This window comes from Actinoplanes sp. CA-051413 (genome assembly GCF_050955795.1).
Classification (GTDB): domain Bacteria; phylum Actinomycetota; class Actinomycetes; order Mycobacteriales; family Micromonosporaceae; genus Actinoplanes.
The window spans coordinates 7,684,699-7,706,420 of the sequence record NZ_CP192100.1; the positions used below are offsets into that span (position 1 = coordinate 7,684,699).

General features: G+C 73.2%; 19 protein-coding genes. 8 read left to right on the forward strand and 11 right to left on the reverse strand.

The window, feature by feature from the left end; translation table 11 throughout:
- Positions 1-3 precede the first annotated feature (3 nt).
- The 4 genes from ACQP2Y_RS36200 to ACQP2Y_RS36215 all read left to right on the forward strand — a co-directional run bounded on the left by ACQP2Y_RS36200 (position 4) and on the right by ACQP2Y_RS36215 (position 6,266).
- Positions 4-921: a DUF389 domain-containing protein gene (locus ACQP2Y_RS36200; protein WP_433720624.1), complete on the forward strand. Its 918-nt coding sequence runs from the start codon at positions 4-6 to the stop codon at positions 919-921.
- A 135-nt stretch (positions 922-1,056) separates the two neighbouring features.
- Complete coding sequence (locus ACQP2Y_RS36205; protein WP_433720625.1) at positions 1,057-3,342, forward strand: N-acetylmuramoyl-L-alanine amidase; 2,286 nt, start codon at positions 1,057-1,059, stop codon at positions 3,340-3,342.
- 91 nt (positions 3,343-3,433) lie between these two features.
- A complete protein-coding gene (locus ACQP2Y_RS36210) occupies positions 3,434-4,477 on the forward strand; it encodes an ATP-binding protein (RefSeq protein ID WP_360831919.1) in 1,044 nt (347 codons plus the stop codon).
- A 1-nt stretch (position 4,478) separates the two neighbouring features.
- A complete protein-coding gene (locus ACQP2Y_RS36215) occupies positions 4,479-6,266 on the forward strand; it encodes a vWA domain-containing protein (RefSeq protein WP_433720626.1) in 1,788 nt (595 codons plus the stop codon).
- On the opposite strand, the gene ACQP2Y_RS36220 is transcribed toward ACQP2Y_RS36215, so the two are convergent.
- Positions 6,253-6,933, reverse strand: a complete 681-nt coding sequence (locus ACQP2Y_RS36220) for an HAD family hydrolase (protein ID WP_433720628.1) — start codon at positions 6,931-6,933, stop codon at positions 6,253-6,255. The two genes, ACQP2Y_RS36215 and ACQP2Y_RS36220, sit on opposite strands and share 14 nt — an antisense overlap.
- A 23-nt stretch (positions 6,934-6,956) precedes the next feature.
- Between ACQP2Y_RS36220 and ACQP2Y_RS36225 the strand changes: the two genes are divergently transcribed.
- The gene (locus ACQP2Y_RS36225; RefSeq protein ID WP_433720629.1) at positions 6,957-7,829 is read left to right on the forward strand and encodes a pyridoxal-phosphate dependent enzyme; all 873 of its coding nucleotides are present in this window, start codon (positions 6,957-6,959) and stop codon (positions 7,827-7,829) included.
- Between the two features lie 85 nt (positions 7,830-7,914).
- On the opposite strand, the gene ACQP2Y_RS36230 is transcribed toward ACQP2Y_RS36225, so the two are convergent.
- The gene (locus tag ACQP2Y_RS36230; protein WP_433720631.1) at positions 7,915-8,823 is read right to left on the reverse strand and encodes a GlxA family transcriptional regulator; all 909 of its coding nucleotides are present in this window, start codon (positions 8,821-8,823) and stop codon (positions 7,915-7,917) included.
- Positions 8,820-9,416 (reverse strand): cysteine hydrolase family protein, encoded by a 597-nt coding sequence (locus ACQP2Y_RS36235; protein ID WP_433720632.1) that lies wholly within the window; start codon positions 9,414-9,416, stop codon positions 8,820-8,822. The genes ACQP2Y_RS36230 and ACQP2Y_RS36235 overlap by 4 nt, the downstream gene beginning before the upstream one ends.
- Before the next feature lie 118 nt (positions 9,417-9,534).
- On the opposite strand from ACQP2Y_RS36235, the gene ACQP2Y_RS36240 reads away from it, so the two are divergent.
- On the forward strand, positions 9,535-10,257 hold the full coding sequence (locus ACQP2Y_RS36240) for an SDR family oxidoreductase (protein ID WP_433720634.1): 723 nt from the start codon (positions 9,535-9,537) through the stop codon (positions 10,255-10,257).
- A gap of 3 nt (positions 10,258-10,260) precedes the next feature.
- Here ACQP2Y_RS36240 and ACQP2Y_RS36245 read toward each other — a convergent pair whose 3' ends face one another.
- Both ACQP2Y_RS36245 and ACQP2Y_RS36250 read right to left on the reverse strand, forming a co-directional pair.
- On the reverse strand, positions 10,261-11,121 hold the full coding sequence (locus ACQP2Y_RS36245) for a hypothetical protein (protein ID WP_433720636.1): 861 nt from the start codon (positions 11,119-11,121) through the stop codon (positions 10,261-10,263).
- Positions 11,122-11,283: 162 nt separating this feature from the next.
- Positions 11,284-12,054, reverse strand: a complete 771-nt coding sequence (locus tag ACQP2Y_RS36250) for a hypothetical protein (RefSeq protein WP_433720638.1) — start codon at positions 12,052-12,054, stop codon at positions 11,284-11,286.
- Positions 12,055-12,418: 364 nt separating this feature from the next.
- On the opposite strand from ACQP2Y_RS36250, the gene ACQP2Y_RS36255 reads away from it, so the two are divergent.
- Positions 12,419-13,552 carry a hypothetical protein gene (locus ACQP2Y_RS36255; protein ID WP_433720640.1) on the forward strand — a complete coding sequence of 378 codons (1,134 nt, stop codon included), beginning with the start codon at positions 12,419-12,421 and terminating at the stop codon, positions 13,550-13,552.
- Between the two features lie 68 nt (positions 13,553-13,620).
- Here ACQP2Y_RS36255 and ACQP2Y_RS36260 read toward each other — a convergent pair whose 3' ends face one another.
- The 4 genes from ACQP2Y_RS36260 to ACQP2Y_RS36275 all read right to left on the reverse strand — a co-directional run bounded on the left by ACQP2Y_RS36260 (position 13,621) and on the right by ACQP2Y_RS36275 (position 16,805).
- Positions 13,621-14,568, reverse strand: a complete 948-nt coding sequence (locus tag ACQP2Y_RS36260; RefSeq protein ID WP_433720642.1) for a sugar kinase — start codon at positions 14,566-14,568, stop codon at positions 13,621-13,623.
- Complete coding sequence (locus ACQP2Y_RS36265; RefSeq protein ID WP_360825808.1) at positions 14,565-15,194, reverse strand: bifunctional 4-hydroxy-2-oxoglutarate aldolase/2-dehydro-3-deoxy-phosphogluconate aldolase; 630 nt, start codon at positions 15,192-15,194, stop codon at positions 14,565-14,567. The genes ACQP2Y_RS36260 and ACQP2Y_RS36265 overlap by 4 nt, the downstream gene beginning before the upstream one ends.
- A 53-nt stretch (positions 15,195-15,247) precedes the next feature.
- Entirely contained in the window at positions 15,248-15,817 is a 570-nt protein-coding gene (locus tag ACQP2Y_RS36270) for a hypothetical protein (RefSeq protein WP_433720644.1), read from the reverse strand.
- Between the two features lie 265 nt (positions 15,818-16,082).
- Positions 16,083-16,805: an AfsR/SARP family transcriptional regulator gene (locus ACQP2Y_RS36275; RefSeq protein ID WP_433720645.1), complete on the reverse strand. Its 723-nt coding sequence runs from the start codon at positions 16,803-16,805 to the stop codon at positions 16,083-16,085.
- A 175-nt stretch (positions 16,806-16,980) separates the two neighbouring features.
- Between ACQP2Y_RS36275 and ACQP2Y_RS36280 the strand changes: the two genes are divergently transcribed.
- On the forward strand, positions 16,981-17,898 hold the full coding sequence (locus tag ACQP2Y_RS36280; protein ID WP_433720646.1) for an NADP-dependent oxidoreductase: 918 nt from the start codon (positions 16,981-16,983) through the stop codon (positions 17,896-17,898).
- A 9-nt stretch (positions 17,899-17,907) separates the two neighbouring features.
- Here the strand turns inward: ACQP2Y_RS36280 and ACQP2Y_RS36285 are convergent, their stop codons facing one another.
- A complete protein-coding gene (locus ACQP2Y_RS36285) occupies positions 17,908-19,470 on the reverse strand; it encodes an MDR family MFS transporter (RefSeq protein ID WP_433720647.1) in 1,563 nt (520 codons plus the stop codon).
- Entirely contained in the window at positions 19,467-21,638 is a 2,172-nt protein-coding gene (gene helR / locus ACQP2Y_RS36290) for an RNA polymerase recycling motor ATPase HelR (protein WP_433720648.1), read from the reverse strand. Before helR ends, ACQP2Y_RS36285 begins: the two co-directional genes overlap by 4 nt.
- Between the last annotated feature and the right edge of the window lie 84 nt (positions 21,639-21,722).

Below are 21,722 nucleotides of genomic sequence, written 5' to 3' on the forward strand. Positions count from 1 at the left end.
CGCGTGCTGCACTTGAGGATCATCGTCCCGCCCGACCGCAGGGCCGCCGTCCAGGAGCTGCTGACCGGCAACGACGCCGTGACCCACGTGGTCGTGCTGCCCGGTGCGGCCGTCGAACCGGTCGGTGACCTGCTCTTCTGCGACGTCGTCCGGGAGGGCGCCAGCGCGATCATCGAACGACTGCGTGAGCTCGACGTCGAGCGGGACGGCTCGATCATGCTGGAGAAGGTCGACACCACGCTGTCGGCGGCGGCCGACCGGGCCGAGCGGCGGGTGCCCGGGCTCGGCGTGGACGCCGTGGTCTGGGAGGAGGTGGAGCACGCCACCGCGGCCGAGTCGGAGCTGTCCGGCGCGTTCCTGACCTTCATGATCGTGGCGACGGTGATCGCCGGCATCGGCGTCCTGCTCGACCAGCCGATCCTCATCGTCGGGGCGATGGTCGTCGGTCCCGAGTTCGGCCCGCTGGCCGCGCTCTGCGTCGGCCTGGTGCGCCGCCGGCCCGGGCTGGTCCGCCGGGCGCTGCTGGCCCTGGGGGCCGGCTTCTCCGTCGGCATGGTGGTCACCGTCGTGACCACCTGGGCGCTGACCGCGCTGGATCTGGTGAACAAGGGCATGCTGCTCGGCGAGCGCCCGCTGACCGAGTTCATCTGGCAGCCGGACGCGCTGAGCTGGGTGGTCGGTTTCCTGGCCGGGGTGGCCGGGATGCTGTCGCTGACCTCGGCCAAGGCCGGCACGCTGGTCGGGGTGCTGATCTCGGTGACCACCGTGCCGGCGGCCGCGAACGTCGCGGTGGCGCTCGCCTACGGCGTGATGGACGAGGCCGCCGGCTCGGCGCTGCAACTGCTCATCAACGTCGCCGCGATCGTCGCGGCCGGCGTGCTGACGCTGCTCGTGCAGCGGTACGCCGGACGCCGCCGCTGACCCCGTCCCACGTCCTACTGTGGACGGACACACAGCCGGCCCGCGGACCGGTATGGTGGCGCTTCCGCCGGTGACTTCGATCGTGGTCGCCGCAACGACACGGGGGCTTCGGGCGTGAGGATCAGCAGGTCACGAATGGTGGCGGGGACCGCCGCGGCGGTCACTGCGACGGCACTGACAGTGACCGGGGTCGTGCTGACCCGGTCGTCCGCCGACCCGGCCGCAGCACCGCTCGCCGCGACCGCGGCCGAGGCCGCCGCCGCACCGCTGCCCTCCGGCCCGCCGCCGGCGCCGGTCACCACGCAGTCGCTGGAGCTGGACGGCAAACCGACGATCGAGGACGGCCGCGAGACCCTGCGGCTGGCCAAGCGCACCGTCTCCCGGTTCAGCCTGCTCGGCGTGACCTGGACGGACGCCCTGCTCTCGTTCCGGGGTGACGCCGCCGTGCGCACCCGGTCGGCCGCCTCCGGCGACTGGTCCGCCTGGCAGAGCCTGGATCTGGAGCACGCGGTCGCGGCCGGCGACCCGGATCTCGTGGCCGGCCGCACCCGCGGCGGCAGCACCGGTCTGTGGGTCGGGGTCTCGAACGGCGTCGAGGTGAAGGTGGTCTCCCCCGCCGGACGCGCCTCGAGCCGGCTGCCCGCGGGCCTGCGGCTCACCCTGGTCGATCCGGGCCCCGCGACCAGCGGCGGCCAGGGCGGCGGGATGCCGCTCGCCGATCCGGAGGAGTCCGCGCCGGCCGACCCACCGGCCACCGGCACCGAGCCGCTGCCCGACCCGGAGCCCGAGCCCGAGCAGCCGCCGGCGCAGCCCGACCCCGACGACGAGACCTCGACCAGCGCCACCCCTTCGGCCCCGGCCACCACCACGGCCGCTCCGCCCACGACGACGGCCGCCACCCCGGTGCCCACCGTCCCGGCGCAGAGCGCGATGCCGGCCTACGTGAGCCGCAAGGGCTGGAGCGCCGACGAGACGCTGGTCAAGGACGCCCCGGTGTACGGCACCACGATCAACGCCCTCTTCGTGCACCACACCGCGCAGAGCGGCAGCCGGTCCAACGACTACACGTGCGCCGACGCCGGCAAGGTGATCCGCAGCATCTACACGTACGCGGTGACGGGCAAGGGCCTCAACGACATGGAATACAACTTCCTCGTCGACAAGTGCGGCACGCTCTACGAGGGCCGCAAGGGTGGCGTGGACAAGCCGGTCGTCGGGGCGCACACGCCGCCGTTCAACACCAACTACGCCGCCGTCGCCGTCCTCGGTGAGTACGGCACCACCGCCGTGCCCGCCTCGGTCACCACCAAGATCGCGCAGCTGGCGGCGTTCAAGCTCGGCCAGTACGGTCACGACCCGCTCGACCAGTTCACCACCACCGCGCAGGGCAGCAACGACAAGGTCAAGGTCGGCGACAAGGTCACCATGGGCCGGATCGCCGGGCACCGCGACGTGCAGGCGACCGAGTGTCCCGGCAACACCCTCTTCGGCAAGCTGCCCGCGTTGCGCACCGAGGCCGCCGGGGTGCTCTCCGGGCTGAAGATCACCGGGCTCAGCGGCCGCAAGGGCGTGGTCCGCGACAGCCTCACGGTCTCCTGGTCGGTCAGCACGCCCGGCGGCGAGATCGGTGGCTTCGACGTGCGCATCGACGGCCGTACGGCCGGCAGCGCCACCGCAGCCGCCCGGTCCGCCACCGTGAAGCTGGCCGCCGGCCGGCACACCGTGCAGGTGCAGATGAACCGGGTCGGCGGGCCGACGTCGGTCAGCGACACCCGCACGGTCATCGCCGACCTCACCAAGCCCACGTTCCCCGGCCGGCCGGACGTGGTGCTGCGCACCGGCACGGTCAACCCCACCGCCGCGCCGGTGACCCTCAAGTGGCAGGTGGCCGACGCCGTCGGGCTGTCCGCCGTGCAGCTCACCGCGCCCGGCCGCACCACGTTTGCCACCAGCGCCCGCAGCTGGAACACCACGGCCCGGCCCGGCACGGCGACCACCTGGCGCCTACAGGCCACCGACCTCGCCGCCAACGTGGCCACCGCCCCGGTGACCCGCACCCCCGTGCTGGTCGCCGAGACCAAGGCCAGTCGCTCCGGCAAGTGGGCCAAGGCGTCGAGCAGCGCGCACATCGGGAAGGCGGCGCTCGCCAGCTCCACCAAGAAGGCCTCGCTGAGCTGGAGCTTCACCGGCCGCTCGGTGGCGCTGCTGGCGATGAAGGGCAAGACGGCGGGCCAGGCGTACGTCTACCTCGACGGCAAGAAGGTCGGCACGATCGACCTGCGGGCGAGCAAGAACACGTACCGCCAGGCCGTCTGGACCAAGTCGTGGACCAGCGCCAAGAAGCACACCGTGAAGATCGTCGTGGTCGGCACCAAGGGCCGCCCGAAGGTCACCATGGACGGCATCGTCCACCTGAAGTGACCGCCGCCGCCGCGGGCGCGCTGATCGATTATTCGCGTGCGCCCGCGGCGGGCCGCGGAGCACACTTCCCGGCGTGCACTCCGCTGTCACGGTGACCCCGGCCCAGCTGCCCGACCTGCTGCTGCACGTGGCGGTCGTGCGGCCGGTCTTCGTGTGGGGCGCGCCGGGCATCGGCAAGAGCTCGCTGGTGCGCGCGTTCGCCGAGTCGCTCGGGCTGGACTGCGTCACGCTGGTCGGCACCCAGCTCGCCGCCGAGGACCTGATCGGCGTGCCCGAGCTGCACGACGGCCGCAGCCGCTTCGCGCCGCCGGAGTCGATCGCCCGCGACGAGCCGTACTGCCTGTTCCTGGACGAGCTCAACTCGTCCAGCCCGGAGGTGCAGAAGGCGTTCTACTCGCTGATCCTGGACCGCCGGATCGGCGGGTACGAGCTGCCGGCCGGCTCGATCGTGATCGGTGCCGGCAACCGGGCCGGCGACAACGCGCTCGCCCGGCCGATGGCCTCGGCGCTGATCAACCGGCTGGTCCACGTCCACCTGCGGGCCTCGCACACCGACTGGCTGAACTGGGCGCTGGGCGCCGGCATCCACCCGTGGATCCTGGCGTACCTGGACGAGCGCCCGGACCACCTGTGGGCCGCGCCGCCCAAGACCGAGGAGGTCTTCTCCACCCCGCGCAGCTGGCACATGCTCAGCGACGCGCTGCGCTCCTACGGCGACGACATCGCCGAGGAGACGCTGCGGCTGCTGGCGGCCGGCACGCTGAGCCCCGCGCACGCGGCGGCCTTCTGCGGCTACCTCAAGGTCGTCCGCCACCGGTACGGCCTGGAGGCCATCCTGCGCGGCGATGCGGGCTGGCCGCAGGGCAACGACGACCGGGACCTGCTCTACTTCCTCGCCGAGACGTTCCGGGCCCGGCTGATCAAGGACCTCCCGGCCGACAAGGACAAGGCGCCCGCCGCGGTACGCCGTTTCGCGCACCGGGCCAAGGGTCTGCTCGTGGAGCTGGCCGAGCTGTCCCTCGAGTGCGGCCGGCTGGTGATCGCCGCCGACGCCGACGGCGCCCCGGTGCTGCCCGCCTGGTTCCTGGTCGAGGTGAGCCGCGACCTGCCGCGCCTGGTCGCGGCCCGCGCCTGAGATGGCCAAGCAGAGCCAGCAGGACCCGAACATGCTGGCCTTCGCGGCGGCGTGGCAGGAGCTGTCGGCCCACCCGATGTTCCGCCCGCTGACCGCGAACGCGTGGCCGCGGCCCAGCGTCGGCGCGGTGCTGGTGGACAGCTCGGACCTGGGATACGCCGAGGTGTCGACCGACGGCCGGATCCGGGCCAACCGCGGCCGGCGACTCGACCGGGCACAGTGGACCTGGGTGCTGGCGCACTGCTTGCTGCACCTCGGCTTCGGTCACCTGGACCCGCGGCACGGCCACGACGCGGCGTTCCGCGACGCGGCCTGTGTGGCGGTGACCCGGTTCCAGCGGGCGGTGAAGTTGGGCAGCGAGCCGGAGCTGTTCCCGGTCGCGCTGCCCAAGGCCGACGAGGCCGCGCTGGTGCGCCAGTGGCGGCTGGACGGCGTACCGGCGGAGTTCGCCGGCTGCGGCGCGGGAGCCCCGGACCTGGTGGTGCAGGCTGATCCGGTCGCGCCCGGCCACGAGCCGGCCTGGCCGGAACGCTTCGCCCTGGGCCTGTCCGCCGCCGCCACCGCCGCGGTCGACGTGGCCGGTGGCGCCCGGACGTCGCTGACCGATCCGCGCGCCCCGCGCAAGCCGTGGGAGCGGGCGCTGAGCTGGTTCGTCGGCTCGTACCCGCTGCTGGGCGGGCTGGCCGCCGGGTTCACCCTGGTCGCCGACACCGACCTGGCCCGGGGCTGGGACATCACCGTCGCGGCGGTGTCGAGCGCGGCCGGCGAGATCTACGTCAACCCGCTGCGTGAGCTGAGCGAGGCGCAGTGGCGGTTCGTACTGGCCCACGAGATGCTGCACGTCGCGCTGCGGCACGCCGACCGGGTCGGGCCGCGGGACCCGTACCTGTGGAACGTCGCCTGCGACTACGTGGTCAACGGCTGGCTCGTCGAGATGGGCGTCGGCGAGCTGCCCGACGGTCTGCTGCTCGACCCCGCCCTGGGCGGGGCGTCCGCCGAGGAGGTGTACGACCGGATCGCCACTGACCTGCGCCGCCTGCGCAAGCTCGCGACTCTGCGGGGCCGGGGCCTCGGCGACATGCTGGGTGAGCCGCTGCCCTGGCGCGGTTCGCGTTCCGGGGGCGTGGACCTGGACGACTTCTACCAGCGGGCGCTGCTCACCGGCTACCGGTACCACCAGCGGGACGGGCGCGGCCTGCTGCCCACCGGGCTGGCCGCGGAGATCCGGGTGCTCGAGCAGCCGCCGCCGCCCTGGGACGTGCAGCTGGCCCGCTGGTTCGACGAGCACGTCCCCGGCCCGGAACGGCAGCGGACGTACGCGCGGCCGTCGCGGCGGCAGGCAGCCACGCCGGGCATCCCGCGGCCGGGCCGGCACCTGCCGGAGGAGGTCGTGCGGCGGCACACGTTCGGGGTGCTGTTGGACACCTCCGGGTCGATGAGCCACGAGCTGATGGGCAAGGCCCTGGGCGCGATCGCGTCGTACGCCGCCGCCCGCGACGTGCCCGCAGCCCGGGTGGTCTTCTGCGACGCGGCCGCCTACGACGCCGGCTACCTGCCGGTGCATGAGATCGCCGGCCGGGTACGGGTCCGCGGACGCGGCGGCACGGTCCTGCAGCCGGGCATCGACCTGCTGGAACGGGCCTCGGACTTCCCGCCGGCCGGGCCGCTGCTGGTGATCACCGACGGGCACTGCGACGTGCTGCGGATCCGGCGGGCGCACGCGTACCTGATGCCGCGTGACGCCCGGCTGCCGTTCCCGGCCCGCGGCCCGGTCTTCAGCCTGCGCTGAGGTGGGACGGCAGCTCGCGCAGCGAGGTGATCCGGTGCGCCTCGCCGGCCGGGCCGCGGTCGTGGCGGTCCAGGTGGACGGCGGACAGCCCGGCCGCGCGGGCCCCGAGCACGTCCAGCGCGTGGTCGTCGCCGACGCTGAGCACCTCGCCCGGCGGGAACCCCCAGCGCGCGCAGGCCCGGCGGAACGCCTCCGCGTGCGGCTTGGCCACCCCGAGGTCGTCGACCGTGAAGACCGGCCCGACCCGGTCGCCCAGGCCGGTCCGGCCGAGCTTCCTGAGCTGCTGGCCGCGGGAACCGTTGGTCAGCACAGCGGTGGGCAGGCCGGCGGCGGCGAGCGCGGTCAGGGCGTCGGCCACGTCGTCGTAAGCGCACCAGGCGCCCTCGTAGTGGGTCAGGTAACCGGCGAAGATCTCGTCCAGCTCGGCGTCGCTGCCCTGCGTACCCAGGAAGTCACGGACCCGGCGGCGGCGCTGCTCGGCGAAGGTGATCCGGCCGTCGCGCCAGGCCGCGAGGTGCGGCTCCTGCACGGCGGCCCAGCGGGCGATCGCCTCGTCCGTCGGCACCAGGCCGATGCTCGGCAGCCAGCCGCGCAGACCGGCGGCGGCAGCGCCCTCGTGGTCGACGAGCGTGCCGTCGAGGTCGAGCAGGACACCACGCGGATTCACGCCGGGGATCCTAGACTTCCCGGGTGGACATCACGCCGATCGCCCTGGGTACCTGGCCGACCCCGCTCGAGCCGGCACCCCGGCTCGGCACCGCCCTCGGTCTCGACGAGCTGTGGCTCAAACGCGACGACCTGACCGGCCTCGGCGGCGGTGGCAACAAGGTGCGCAAGCTGCAGTACACCTGCGCTCAGGCACTCCAGGCGGGCGCAACGACGCTGGTCACCACCGGTGCGCCGCAGTCCAACCACGCCCGGCTGACGGCTGCGGCCGCCGCCCGGCTGGGGCTGGAGTGCGTGCTGGTGCTGCGCGGGGACGAGCCGCCGGCCGTACGCGGCAACCTGATCCTGGACCAGCTGGCCGGCGCGCGCATCGTGTGGGCCGGCGACGCCCCGCTCGACGAGGTGGCGGCCGCGCAGCCGGGCTACGTCATCCCGTTCGGCGGCACGTCGGCGTTCTCCGCGCTGGGCTATGTGGACTGTGCCCGCGAGCTGACCGCGCAGCTGCCGGATCTGAGCACCGTGGTGGTGGCGGTGGGCTCGGGCGGCACGATGGCCGGGCTGGTGGCCGCGCTGGGCCCGGGCCGGGTCTTCGGCGTGGACACCGGGGCGCTGCCGGACGCGCGCGGCACCGTCGCCGCGCTGCTCGACGCCATGGGCGTGCCGGTCAAGCCCGACGAGTTGCAGATCGACCACTCGCACGTGGGCGCCGGTTACGCGGCGCTGACCCGCCCGGTGCAGGAGGCACTGAGCCTGGCCGCCCGCACGGAGGGAGTCTTCCTCGACCCGACCTACACCGGGCGGGCGCTGGCCGGGCTGCGCGCCAGCCCACCGGACGGCAAGGTCGTCTTCCTGCACAGCGGCGGCCTGCCCGGGCTCTTCGGCCACCCGGCCCTCTGACCCTCAGGCCGCCCGGGTTTCTCGGCCTCCCGGCCCACTGGCTGTCAGGCCGCCCGGGCCCTTCGGCCACCCGGCCCGCTGGCTGTCAGGCGGACCGGGCGCGCAGGCGGCGCAGCATGCGGGCGTCCACGAAGCCGACCGCGTGGGCGGCCGCCTCGACCGTCGCGCCGTGCCCGATCAGATATTCGGCGCGCTCGACCCGCAGCAGCTGCTGGTAGCGCAGCGGCGTCCGGCCGGTCGCGGCCTCGAAGCGGCGGGTCAGCGTGCGCTCGCTGACCCCGGCCGAACGGGCCAGCTCGGCCAGCGGCAGCGGCTCGGCGAAACTCTCGTCGATCCGGTCCTGCACCCGGTGCACCGCGTCGCTGAGATGCGCCCGGTGCCGCAACATCGCACTGGTCTGCTGCTGGTCCCCGTTGCGCCGGGCGTAGACGACCATCTGCCGGGCCACCTGCGCGGCGACCGCCGGGCCGTGCCGCACCGCCACCAGGTGCAACGCCAGGTCGATGCCGCTGGCGATGCCCGCCGAGGTCACCACCCGGTCGTCGGCGACGTAGAGCACGTCGCGGACCACGGTCGCCGCCGGATAGCGCCGGGCCAGCTCGTCCTGCACGTCGTGGTGGGTGGTGCACCGCCGGCCGTCGAGCAGGCCGGCCCGGCCCAGCGCGTCGGCCCCCGCGCAGACGCTGGCCACCGTGCCGCCCGCCGCGTGGTGTGCGGTGAGCCGGCCCAGCGTCTCCTCGGTGAGCAGCCCGGTGCCGGCCAGCCTGTCCGCGCGCCAGCCGGGCACCACCACCAGGTCGCCCGGGGCCAGCTCCGGCCAGCTCAGCTCGGCGCGCAGGGTGACGCCCTGGTGCGTCGGCACCTCGGTCTGCTCGGCGACGTAGGACAGCCGGTAGGGGTGCCCGTGGTCCGCCGCGGTCGAGAAGACCTGGGCGGCGCCCGCGAGGTCCAGCAGGTGCAGCCGCGGCACGAGGACGAAGACCACCTGGTTCACGATCCGGTCAAGCTCCCGGTCAGCTCGGCGACGGTCCGGACGGTGGCGAAGCGTCCGGCCAGCGCGTACTCGGTGCGGGTCACCACGTCCTCGGCGGCCAGCGTACGCGGGTCGGCCAGCAACTCGGCGACGGTCTGGCCGGCCGGGGCCTCCCAGTGCGGGATCGGGAAGGTCGCCGTTGCGTCCGTGACGAACGTGACGGCGTACCCCAGATCGGAACCGACCCGCGCCGTGGTCTCGACGCACTGCTCGGTCCGGATCCCGCAGACCGTCAGGTCGCGGATCCCCCGCTCGGTCAGGACCTGCTGCAGATTGGTCGTGGTGAACGCGTTGTGCGAGGTCTTCGTGATGATCGGCTCCCCGGGTGCCGGCTCGAGCCCGGCCATGACCCGCACGTGCCCGCGCGCCGGGTCGAACTCGCCGCCGCTGCCCGGTTCGGCGTGCAGCACCCAGACGACGAGGTCGCCGGCCGCGCGGGCGGCGTCGACGAGGACACCGACCCGCTCCACGACGGCGGGGTTGGAGACGGCCTGCCACAGCGGCCGGACCCGGAAGGACTCCTGGACGTCGATCACGACGAGTGCGTTGGTCATGCTGCCATCGTGGCGGCCGGGACGGCACCGGGCCAAGACACCGACCCGACCGGAACCGGAACGATCCGGTCAGGCGAGGCCGGGTGAGGATCGGATCCGGCCGGTAAGGTCGGCAGGCATGACAGGGCCTCTGACGGGAAAGACGGCAGTGGTGACGGGCGGCTCCCGGGGCATCGGCCGGGCGATCGTCGAACGGCTGGCGCGCGACGGCGCCACGGTGATCTTCGGCTACCGCAGCCGCGACGACGAGGCCAAGGCGGTCGAGGACGCGGTCGGTTCGGCGCGCGGCTTCCGGGCCGACCTGGCCGAGCCCGGGGCGGTCCGCGAGCTGCTCGAATGCGCCGACCACCTGGACATCCTGGTCGCCAACGCGGCGGCGAGCTTCGCACCGACGCCCATCGCCGAGGTGACCGACGAGGACTACGACCGCATTTTCGCGGTCAATGCCAAGGCCACATTCCAGGCGATCCGGTACGCGGCCCGGCACATGCGCGACAACGGCCGCATCATCACCATCTCCACCCTGAACACGACGTCCCCCGCCCCGGGCGGCAGCCTCTACGTGGGCAGCAAGGGTGCCGTGGAGCAGTTCAGCGCAGTGGCGTCCCGGGAGCTCGGCGCACGCGGCATCACGGTGAACACCGTCTCGCCCGGCGCCACGGACACCGAGCTGCTGCGCTCGACCAACAGCCCCGAGGCGCTGGAGATGGCGGCGGGGATGACGCCGCTGGGCCGGCTCGGTCAGCCGGCGGACATCGCCGACGTGGTCGCGTTCCTGGCGGGCCCGGACGGCCGCTGGATCACCGGCCAGAACATCCACGCCGGCGGCGGCCTCGCCTGAGCGTCAACCGGCGAGCAGGGCGAGCAGCTTCGGCGAGGCCTGCCGGATGGTGTCATGCCCGTCCGCCGCCTGGGCCAGCATCCGGCGGCAGCCGTCCCGCTCCACATAGATCTGCCCGGACCCCAGGTGCAGCACGACAAACTCGCTCGCCGGGCTCGTGCACGCCGGTGCGGGCGCGGCGGCCTCGACCTCTTTCCGGACTGCGGCCCACTGCTGCTCGCTGAGGTAGCGACCGGAGGCGAACTCACCGGCCGGCTTGCCGGTGCGCTGCTGATCGGCCGGCACGCGGTACGCGCAGAGCCGGACCTGGACCGGGCCGTCGAAACCCGCGGGCACGACGGCCGGCTCACCCTTGGTCCCCCACTGCGCCGAGACCCAGACCATGTCCGCCCACTGCTGGGTGCAGCCGGCCGCCGCCGCCTCCGACGACTCGATCTCCCGGATCGGCCGGGACGAGACCGGCGTCAGCCGCAGCCCGCCGAGGGCCTCGCGCACCTCGGAGCGGACCTTGCCGCAGCTGTCGTGGGGTACGCCGGGACGCACCCAGCGGCCCTGCGCGTCGAGCAGGGCGAAGAACGGCGGAAGGTACAGCTCGAGGGTGCAGGCGCCGCCGGAGAGCGGCTCGTCCGGCAGCCGCAGCGCGGCGACCAGCGCGGTCACGTCGTCGGCGCGGCTCTCCGTGGCGGTCAGGTCCTCGCCACCGTCGGCCCGGCGCAGCGGCGCCGAGTTGCACACCACCACCGCGACCGGCTGGAAGCTGTCGTCCAGCGGCGGGACTCCAGCCAGGTCGCCCCCGCCCGACGCGGGACCCGACGACGCCGCGCCCGCTGCCGCACACGAGGTCCAGGCCGGCTCGACCTTCACCTTCCCGGGAACCCCCGCCTGGCCGGCGCAACCGGCGACCGCACCGAAAAGTACCACTGAGACCACAAATGACCCACCACACCGATCCATCGCGCACCTCCGTGCCGCGTACTCGCCCTCCTCTGCGACGGTGCCGGAGGTACGACGGTTCCTCACCGGGCACTAAGTGGTCTTGAAAACGAAGCTCTCGATGACGGGGGTGACGGCGGCAATGCGTTCGTCTTCAGTAACCCCGCAGCAAATTTGGACGTTGATCGCGACGTTCCCGTCAACGGCGTTCGGCCCGAGATCCAGGATGTACTCGCGTTGCGCGCTGTCGGCATCGCTGCCCCAGAGGACGCCTGCACTGATCCCGCTGCCGACGAGCAGCGGCACCGTGGCGCTTCCGCCGCTGAACGGACACGTGCCCTTCCAGGCCGGGTCCATCTTTATATCGATCAGATAGCCACTGAGTCCGCCGACGGTCACGGCCTTCGGTTTGGTGGTCACCAGTCCCTTATGCTTGGCCAGCCATGTGGTGATGTCCTTGGCCGACTTTCCGACGCCCGGCTCCGGGCTTTCGGCACAGCTCTTCGCGGCCGCGCTGACATCGCGCCAGACGCAGACGCAGGGATGATCGTTGGCGACCAGAGCCAGGCCGAATTGTCCCGGCTCGTCCTCGAACATCTTCCACCCGGCGGGCACGGTGTACGTCAAGGGGGTTTTGAATACCTCGGACGTGTAGGTGCCCGCGGGCAATGGCAGGTGAGGGACGGGTTTTACGGGTGCGTTCGCACCCTGCGCGCTGCTGGACGCCGCCGCGGGTGTGGGGGCCTCAGGATTGCCGGAGGCGCACCCGGCGAGTAGTGCCAATATCGCCGTCACTGATGCGAATGCCAACCAGCGGGAGCCGCTTCCAAGAATATGGCCCTGGCGGGCGCTCGATTTCGCCATGTAGCCATCTCCTTCAAGCAATGAAGTGTCCGAACCCGACGAAGGAACCCTTCGCGACCACCAGGCGAGAGCGGACCTCCGTGCGCTCGACCGTGACAACGACGCACCGAAGGAAGCGGCGCCGGTCGATCTTCTTGGCGCTCAGCAGGAGCGTAAAGGCATCTGTTACAGCGTCCCCTTCTCGCCGGTCGCCCAGCTTCAACCTTTTGGACAGATCCACAACGGCTGTGGAGGCGCGGACCGGCAGTCTTGTGACCGGCACTCCACGAGATCCCGGACCGACTGATCAACAATTCCTGAGTGCCGTCCGGAAACTGGTTTTCCCTGCCGACACCTTTTCGCGCCCCTTCCAGTTGATCACGGTATGCGAAAGTTGTCGGTCTTCCTGGCACTGGTCTGCGCGTTCGTCGGCGGCGCTGTCCCGACCGCGACACCAGCGGCCGCCGTCGGTGCCCGCGCCCAGGCAGCCCCCTCGTTCAACGGCACGGTGTGGGCGATCGCGTTCCGAGGTGACGTCGTCTACGTCGGAGGGTCGTTCACGGCGGTCACCTACCGGGGCCGCAGCTTCGAACGCCGGCGGCTCGCGGCGCTCGATGCCCGTACCGGTGCGGTTCTGCGCTGGCAGCCCGCCGCGGACGGGACCGTCCGCGCCCTCGCGGTCGCCGGCCCGGCGGTCTACGCCGCCGGCGACTTCGACAGCATCTCCGGGCAGAGCCGCGACGCGGTCGCCCGGATCGACGCCTCGACCGGCCGGCCCACCCGCTTCGCCCACCGCGTGACCGGCGAGGTGGCCACGCTCGCGGTCGGCAACGGACGCGTGTACGTCGGCGGCAGCTTCTCCACCGTCGACGGCGTCACTCGGCGCAACGTCGCCGCCTTCTCGCACAGCAGCGGCGCCCTGGACCGGTCGTGGCGGCCGAGCACCGGCGGCCGGGTCCGGTCGCTGGCGGTCACCCGCAGCCGGATCTACCTCGGCGGAGAGTTCCACCAGGTCAACGGCTCACGAGCGGCGGACCGGCTGGCGGCCGTGCACCCGGCCAACGGGTCGCTGGTGCGCGGCTTCCGGCCGCACGCACCCGCGAACGTGATGGACGTGGCCGCAGACGCCAGCGGGGTCTACACGGCGACCGGCGGACCGGGCGGCCGGGCCGTCGGATACTCGTCCTCCGGGGCGATCCGCTGGACGCACCTCTTCGACGGCGATGTGCACACGATCGCTGTCATGGGCGGGATCGCTTACGTCGGGGGGCATTTCGACCGGGCCTGCCGGCGGACCAGCACTGTGCGGCAGCTCGGCTGCCTCGGGGGGTACACGGCGCGGGTGAAGCTGGCTGCGCTGGACGGAAGGGGGCGGCTGACCGGGTGGAACCCGCGGGCCAACGGCACGATCGGGACGCATGTGCTGACCACTTATCCGCCGCGGCATCGTATTGCTGCTGGTGGGGCCTTTACGCGGATCGGGGGTGCGGGGCGGGAACGCTTCGCTCTCTTCAACTGACCGCCGCGCCGCCGGGCCGGATCTCCGGCCCGGCGGTTGATGGCCCGGCCCGGCTAGAGACGGCCTGGCTACCGCGTCACGTCGTCGGTGGCTGAGAGCAGAGCAGCGAGATCAGCTCGGGACGGCAGCCCCTCGCAATCCCCGGGGACCGTGACCGCGAACCCGCCCACCGCCACAGCCGTGGCCAGCCGCTGAGCCTGCGCCGCCCCGGCGAGCCGGTCCGCCAGATACCCCGCGACGAACGCGTCCCCCGCCCCCACCGGGTCCACCACCGTCACGTCGAGGGCCTTGAGCACATACCGCTCCCCCTCGATCAGCCCCGTGCAGCCGCGCGGACCGTCCTTGATCACGACCTCGCCGGGACCGAGCGCTGCCAGTCCGTCGGCCACCGCCTCGTTACCGCCCAGCACCAGGGCCGCCTCGTCGGGTCCCGCGAAGACCACGTCTGCCCGCGACACCAGGTCGCGTAGGACGGGCGCGGCGTCGTACCGGGACCAGAGCTTGGCCCGGAAGTTGATGTCGACCGACACCGTCACCCCGGCCGCACGGGCCGTCTCGACCGACTGGAAGACCGCGGCCCGGGCCGTGTCGCTCAGCGCCGGGGTGATGCCGGTGACGTGCAGGATCCCGGCCGACCGCAGGAGGTCGGCGGGCACGTCGGTGGGGCCGAGCCGCGAGCCCGCGCTGCCCGCGCGGTGGTAGTCGACGGTCGTCAGCGCGCCCGTGCGGCGGTGCCGGACCATCAGGCCGGTGTAGGCCTCGTCGCGGACGGCCACGGTGTGCACGCCCTCGGCGCGCAGGCGGCGCTCGATCAGGTCGCCGGTGGCGTCGGGGCCGATCCGGCCCACCCAGGTGGCCCGGCCGCCGAGGCGGGCCACACCGATCGCCACGTTGCTCTCCGCGCCGCCGATGCCGAATCGGAAGCCGCTTGCATGCTCCAGCGGGCCGACCCCCTCGGCGGCGACCAGACCCATGGTCTCCCCGAGCGTGAGAAGGCCGCCGTTGTCAGGGCTCATGAGCGGGCGAACGCAACCGCGTCGACGGCCCGCCGAGCGCGCACCGCCAGCTGAGCCAAACTGCCCCCGGTAGCCGCATCCCCGATCAGCGGACCACCGAGCCCGACCGCCGAGGCCCCGGCGGTCAACCACGTGGCGATATCAGCGATCTCGATCCCCCCGGTGGGCATGATCCGCACGTCGGGCAGCGGCCCCCGCAGATCCTTGAGGAAACGAGGCCCGACCGCACCGGCCGGGAAGAGCTTGACCAGCGGCGCCCCACCCCGGCTGGCGTTGAAGATCTCCGTAGGGGTGAACGCCCCCGGATAGACCGGCACCTGGAAACCGTCGAGCGCGGCCACCCAGACCGGGGACACCAGGAAGGCAGCGCCCGCGTCCACGGCGGCCTTGGCGTCGTCGAGGGTGAGCACCGTCCCGGCCCCCACCGCGACCGAGGCCGGCAGCTGGCGGCGCAGCCCGGCGATCGCTTCCAGCGCGCCGCGGGAGGTGAGGGTCACTTCGAGGGCGGTGATGCCCGCCTCGACGAGCACATCACTGACCGCTGCGAAGGCATCCGCGGTGGGCGCGCGCAGCACGGCCACGACGCCGCTCCCGACAACCGCCTCGGTGACCGACTTGTCCGACATGGAGGCCTCCCCAGGGTCCGTCGCTGCCTCCATACTCCCCGGGCCAGGCAAGATCAACCAGTGACGCGGGACTCCGCCGGCGTCGCGTCGCGCCGGATGTACGAGCGCAGACCCCGCGACGGTGGCTCCACCGGCGGCAGGGGCGGAGTGGCCTCGATGCCGAGCTCCTCGCGGACCGCCGCCTCGAACTGCTGCATCACCAGCGGCACGTGCCCGAGCATCTCCCGGACCGACTTCTCCGGGTCGACGCCCAGTGGCGGGGTGGGGCGCTCGCCGTACAGCTTCTCGATCAGCAGGTGCACGGCCAGCGCGGCGCTGCGGACCTGCCCCGAGGCCAGCAACCGGACCTGCATGAGGGCGGGTCCGACCGAGTCGACGTAGGTGAACGGCCCGGGCGGGGGCTGACCGCTGTCGTACGCCGCGCGCAGCCGGTAGGTCGCCCGTTCGAACTCCGTCATCAGGGCGATGTAGGCCTCCTTGCGCTCGGCGTACCACCGTTTGGTGCGCTTGGCGCGGCTGCGGGCGTACTCGTCGCGGGCCGACACGAGCAGGGTCACACCGGCCCCGGCCAGCGCGAACACGACGGCGACCAGGGGTAACGCCCACCAGGGGATCTCAGACACCCGCCAACGGTAGCGATGCCGGTCCGCCGGGTCCCGGGCGAGGGCCGGATCGTGACCTGGCGTCCACCGGTTCCGGCCGATGGGCCAGGTCGGCGTCGATCGCGGCCGGCGCCGCCTCGACCACCTGGCCACCGGTCAGCACCGCGGCCCGGCGCCGGGCCGCCGTTGCCGGTCAGGTCGGCCCGCGGCGATGGCCCGCACGACGGGGTACGCCCACAGCCACGTCCCGCCCCGGCAAGGCGACCTCCGGACCAGGCCGAGGCCGTTACGCCCCCGCCGGGCTGAAGCTCGTCCCGGCCGAGGTGCCCGCGCCGCGCGCGAGCTCTGCCTGGAGCTCGCGGACCGCGGGTGACGGGTCGAGTCCGAGCGCCTCCACCACAGCCTCGGCGTGCCCGCGCAGCACCGCCGTCGCCTCGGCCGCCGGCAGCATCCGGGCCAGCACCAGCGCACCCCGCTCCCAGCACGGGTCGGCGGCCACCTCGGCCGCCAGCCGGTCGCTGCCGCCGCCCAGCTCGGCCCGGTCCGCCAGCGCCGTCCGGTGGGCCGCACCCAGCCGCGCCGCCCAGCCGGCCAGTGGCCCGGCGGGGAACTCGGGCAGCGCCGGCCCCCGCCACAACGCCAGCGCACGGTCGAGCAGTTCGGCGCGCCCGGCCGGGCCGGCGCCGGTCCGGGCCTCGCCCAGCAACCGTTCGAAGCACAGCGCGTCGACCTGCTCCGGCGCCAGCATCAGGCGGTAGCCGGCGGGCTCGTGCCGGAGGACGCCGGCCGGCAGCACCGACCGCAGCCTCGTCACGTGTGACTGCAGGCTGTTGCGGGCCGAGGGCGGCGGGTCGTCGGGCCAGAGGGCGTCGATCAGCCGTCCGATCGTGACGGGCCGCCCGGCGTGCAGGGCGAGGACGGCGAGCACGGTTCGCTGCCGCGCGCCGGCCACGACGCACGGTCCGTGCAGGCCGTCCGCCTCGAACGGCCCGAGCACCCGCACCTGCATGCGATGACCCTAGGGCGGCCGGGGTGCCGGGCGCCGTCGTATTTCCGGCTGCCGGAGCGGCCGGTCAGCCGCGCAACCGGTAGAAACGCCAGAAATCGTTCGGCGGTCTTCTCCGTGATCGTCATGGGACCACCGCTCTTGACCTCAACCCGGCTTCAGCTTGCAGAGTGGCCGCATGAGAGCAGCGGTGTTCGACCGGTACGGCCCGCCCGAGGTGTTGCGGGTGGCTGAGCTGCCCGATCCGGTGCCGGGTCCGGGCGAGGCGCGGGTCCGGGTACGCGCGGCCGGCGTGCAGCCCTTCGACGTCGCCGTACGTGAGGGGTGGATGAGACGGGGGCCGGGGCACTTCCCGCATCAGGTCGGCCAGGAGTTCTCGGGGGTGGTCGACCTGCTCGGCGAGGGTGTCACCGGCCCCGTCCCGGGCACGGCAGTACTGGGTTCCACGATGATGAACGGTCAGGCGACTCACGTGGTCGTGCCCGCCGCGAATCTGGTCGTGAAGCCGCCGCAGCTGTCCTTCCCCGCGGCGGCCGCGCTGGTGGCGGCCGGCCAGACCGCCTCCGGGGCGCTGACCCAGCTGGGCGTCACCGCCGGCGACGTGCTGCTGGTGCACGCGGCGGCGGGCTCGGTGGGCACGTTGGCCGTGCAACTGGCCCGGCTCGCCGGCGCCACCGTGATCGGCACAGCCAGCCCGGCCAATCACGACTACCTGCGCGAGCTGGGGGCCGTTCCGGTCGCGTACGGCGACGGCCTGGTCGACGCGGTCCGGGCGGTCGCACCCGGGCCGGTGACCGTGGCCCTGGACGCGGCCGGGCGCGGGGCCGTCGCCGCGTCGGTGGCTCTTGGCGTGCCCCGGGACCGGATCGGCACTATCGCCGACGACAAGGGTGCCGCCGAGTTCGGCACCCCGGTGGTACGGGCGCCACGGTCCCCCGTCCGGCTCGCCGAGGTGGTCGCGCTGGCCGGACGGGGGGTGCTGACGATGCCGCTGCGGGCGTACCCGTTGACCCAGGTCGTCGCGGCGCACGCGGCCGTGCAGGCCGGGCACGGCCGCGGCAAGGTGGTCCTGATCGTCGAGCCGGAGCAGCTCTGAGGGAACTGGTCAGGCCAGCGGCGCGCCCGCTGCGGCCTCCTCCTGGGCCCGGCGCTCGTCGCCGCTCAGCGTGTGCAGCGGCTTCTCCTTGATGAACAGGACGGCGAGCACGGCCAGCGCGGCGATCGGGGCGCCGATCAGGAACAGGCCGGCCGTGGCCTCGCCGTAGACCTCGCGGACGACGGTCAGCACCTCCGGCGGCAGGGTGGCCAGGTCGGGCACCTTCGCCGTGCCACCGGTGGCCGGCGCGCCGAAGCGGTCGGCCAGCATCGTGGTCACCCGGGAGGCCAGGACCGCGCCCAGGGCGCTGACCCCGATCGCGCCGCCCATGCTGCGGAAGAACGTCAGCGCGGACGTGGTCGCCCCGAGTTCCTGGGCCGGTACGTCGTTCTGCGCCGCCAGCACCAGGTTCTGCATCAGCATGCCGACGCCGACCCCCAGCACCGCCATGTACAGCGCGAGCATCGGCACGCTGGTGTGGGCGTCGATCGTGCTCAGCAGCACCATGCCGGCGGTCATCACCACCGCCCCCGCGACCAGGTACGCCTTCCACCGGCCGTACTTCGTGATCAGCTGGCCGGCCACGGTGGACGACACCAGCAGGCCGAAGATCAGCGGGAGGCTCATCAGGCCGGCGACCGTCGGGGTCTTGCCGAGGGAGATCTGGAAGTACTGCGACAGGAACACCGTGCCGCCGAACATGGCCAGGCCGACCAGCACGCTGGCCAGGATGGCCAGCGAGACCGTGCGGTTGCGGAAGATGCTCAGCGGGATGATCGGCTCCTTGGCCCGCGATTCCACCCGGACGGCGAGAGCGAGCAGCAGGAGCCCGGCCGCGACGAACAGTACGGTCGGCCAGGAGCCCCAGGCGAAGTGGTTGCCGGCCAGGGTCGACCAGATCAGCAGATCGCACACGCCCGCGGTGATCAGGGACGCGCCGAGCCAGTCGATCGAGACCGCTCGGCGCGGCGTCGGGGGCAGGTGCAGGGTCTTCTGCAGCAGCACGATCGCGGCCAGCGAGAACGGCACGCCGATCAGGAAGCACCAGCGCCAGCCCAGCCAGGACGTGTCCACCAGCAGCCCGCCGATCAGCGGCCCGGCGATGGTCGCGACGCCGAACACCGCGCCGAACAGGCCCGAGTAGCGGCCCAGCTCGCGCGGCGGGATCATCGCGGCCATCACGATCATCGCGAGCGCGCCCATGCCGCCCGCGCCGATGCCCTGCACGACCCGGCTGACGATGAGGATGCCGACGTCGGGGGTGAGCCCGGCGATCAGCGAGCCCGCGACGAACAGGCCCAGGGAGAGCTGGATCAGCAGCTTCTTGCTGTAGAGGTCGGCCATCTTGCCCCACAGCGGCACGGTCGCCGTCATGGCCAGCAGCTCGGTGGTGACGATCCAGGTGTAGACGGACTGGGAGCCGCCCAGGTCGGCGATGATCCGCGGCAGCGCGTTGGACACGATCGTGGAGGCCAGGATGGACACGAAGAGGCCGAGCATGAGGCCGGACAGGGCCTGGACGACCTCCCGGTGCGACATCCGGGTGGCGGACGGGGTGGTGACTGAGGTCATCGAGCTCCCTCGGTGGTGGTGAGAATGACGAGTTGCTGGGTGGCGCGGGTCATCGCGACGTACCGGTCGACGGCGCCCTCGATGCCCGGGCCGAACGCCTCCGGGTCGATGAGGACGACCAGGTCGAACTCGAGGCCCTTGGACAGCTCCGGGGTCAGCGACCGGACCCGGGGCGTGGCCGGGACGGTGGCCCCGTCGGTGCTGATGACGCAGGCGATCCCCTCGGCGTGCGCGGCGAGCCAGCCGTCGAGGATGGACTCCAGTTCGGCCACGGATCCGTGCCGTACGGGGATGCCACTGCTGCGGATGGAGGTGGGCACGTTGGCGTCGGGCAGCGCGGCCCGGATGACCGGCTCGGCCTCGGCCATGACCTCTTCCGGCGTCCGGTAGTTGATGGTCAGCGAGGACATGGTGATCCGGTCGAGCCCGATCCGTTCCAGCCGGTCCCGCCAGGACTCCGTGAAGCCGTGCCGGGCCTGGGCGCGGTCCCCGACGATGGTGAAGCTGCGGGACGGGCAGCGCTGCAGGAGCATCTGCCACTCCGCGTCGGTCAGTTCCTGGGCCTCGTCCACGACGATGTGCGAGAACGGGCCGGCCAGCCGGTCGGGCTCGGCGGCGGGCACGGCGGTCTCGTCGACCAGCGCGTCCTGGAGGTCGAGCTGGCGCAGGCTGGACAGCACCCCTTCCCCGTCGTCGTAGGTGTGGGCGTGGATCAGCTCGTCGACGACCGCGGACATGCGCTCGCGTTCGACGGCGAGGGTGGCGTCGTGCCGGCGGTTGCGCCGGGACGCCTCCGGGTCGCCGAGCCGCCGCCGGGCCGCGTCCAGCAACGGCAGGTCGGCGACCGTCCAGGGCTGTCCGGCGTCCCGGCGCAGCGCGCGGATCTCGTCGGGAGTGAGCCAGGGCGCGCACTTGCGCAGGTACGCGGGCACCGACCAGAGGTCCGCGACGAGGTCGGTCGCTTCGAGCACCGGCCAGGCGCGGTTGAAGGTGGCGAGCAGTTCCCGGTTCTGCCCGAGCGACCGCCGGACGAAGGTCTCCGGCTCGTCACCGTCGTACTTCTCCACCAGGATCGTGAGCAGCTCCTGGAAGATCTCGTCCCGGGCCTCGTTGTGCGGCGTACCGGGTCCGGGCGCCTCGAACGCCTCGGCCCAGTCGTCGGCGCTCAGCCTGATGTCGGCCTCGCCGGTGGAGACCGTCATGGCGGTGGCCGGTGGCTCCTCGTAGAACCGGACGGCTGCCTCGATCGCCCGTACCAGTTGCACCGACGACTTGAGCCGGGCCACCTCGGGGTCGGTCTCGGGGCCGGCCGCGGCGCCCTCGACGATGAGGTCGCGCAGGGTGCAGATCTGCACCTCCTCCTCACCGAGGCTGGGCAGGACGTCACCGACGTAAGCCAGGTACGGCTGGTGCGGGCCGACGAACAGGACGCCACCGCGGCGGTGACCGAGGCGGGGATCGGCGTAGAGCAGGTAGGCGGTGCGGTGCAGGGCGACGACGGTCTTGCCCGTACCCGGTCCGCCGTCGACGACGAGAGCGCCGCCGGACCCGGCGCGGATGATCGCGTCCTGGTCGGCCTGGATGGTGCCGAGCACGTCGCGCATCCGGGCCGACCGGTTGCCGCCCAGGCTGGCGATGAAGGCCGACTGGTCGTCCAGCGCGGCGTGCCCCTCGAACCCGTCCGGGCTGAACACCTCGTCCCAGTAGTCGCTGATCCGGCCGCGGGTCCACCGGTAGCGGCGGCGGCTGGCCAGCCCCATCGGGTTGGCGTGGGTCGCCCCGAAGAACGGCTCGGCCGCGGGCGACCGCCAGTCGAGCAGCAGCCGGCGGCCCGTGCTGTCGGTGAGGCCGAACCGCCCGACGTACACCGGCTCGGCGTCGTCGGCGCTGACCATGCGCCCCAGGCAAAGGTCCATCCCGAAGCGGCGCAGGGCACGTAGCCGCGCGGACAGCCGCCGTACCTCGGTGTCGCGGTCCACCGCCTGCCGGCCCTTGCCCGCGGGGGCCCGGCGCTCGGCCTCCAGCCGGTCGGACAGGTCGGCGATGGACTGCCGCAGGCTCTCCGCGATTGCCGCGAAGTGCCGCTCGTCGGCAGCGATCAGTTCCGGGTCGGCCTTCTGGGCCAGCCGGTCGGGAAGATCGAAGGCGCTGGTCGCCAAGGGATTCATTCACACCTCGATTGCGCAGATTCCGGGCTCGGCCGCTGATTCTGCGCCAGGTACGGGGTCTTGCCACAAGCCCCGGGGTGCGAT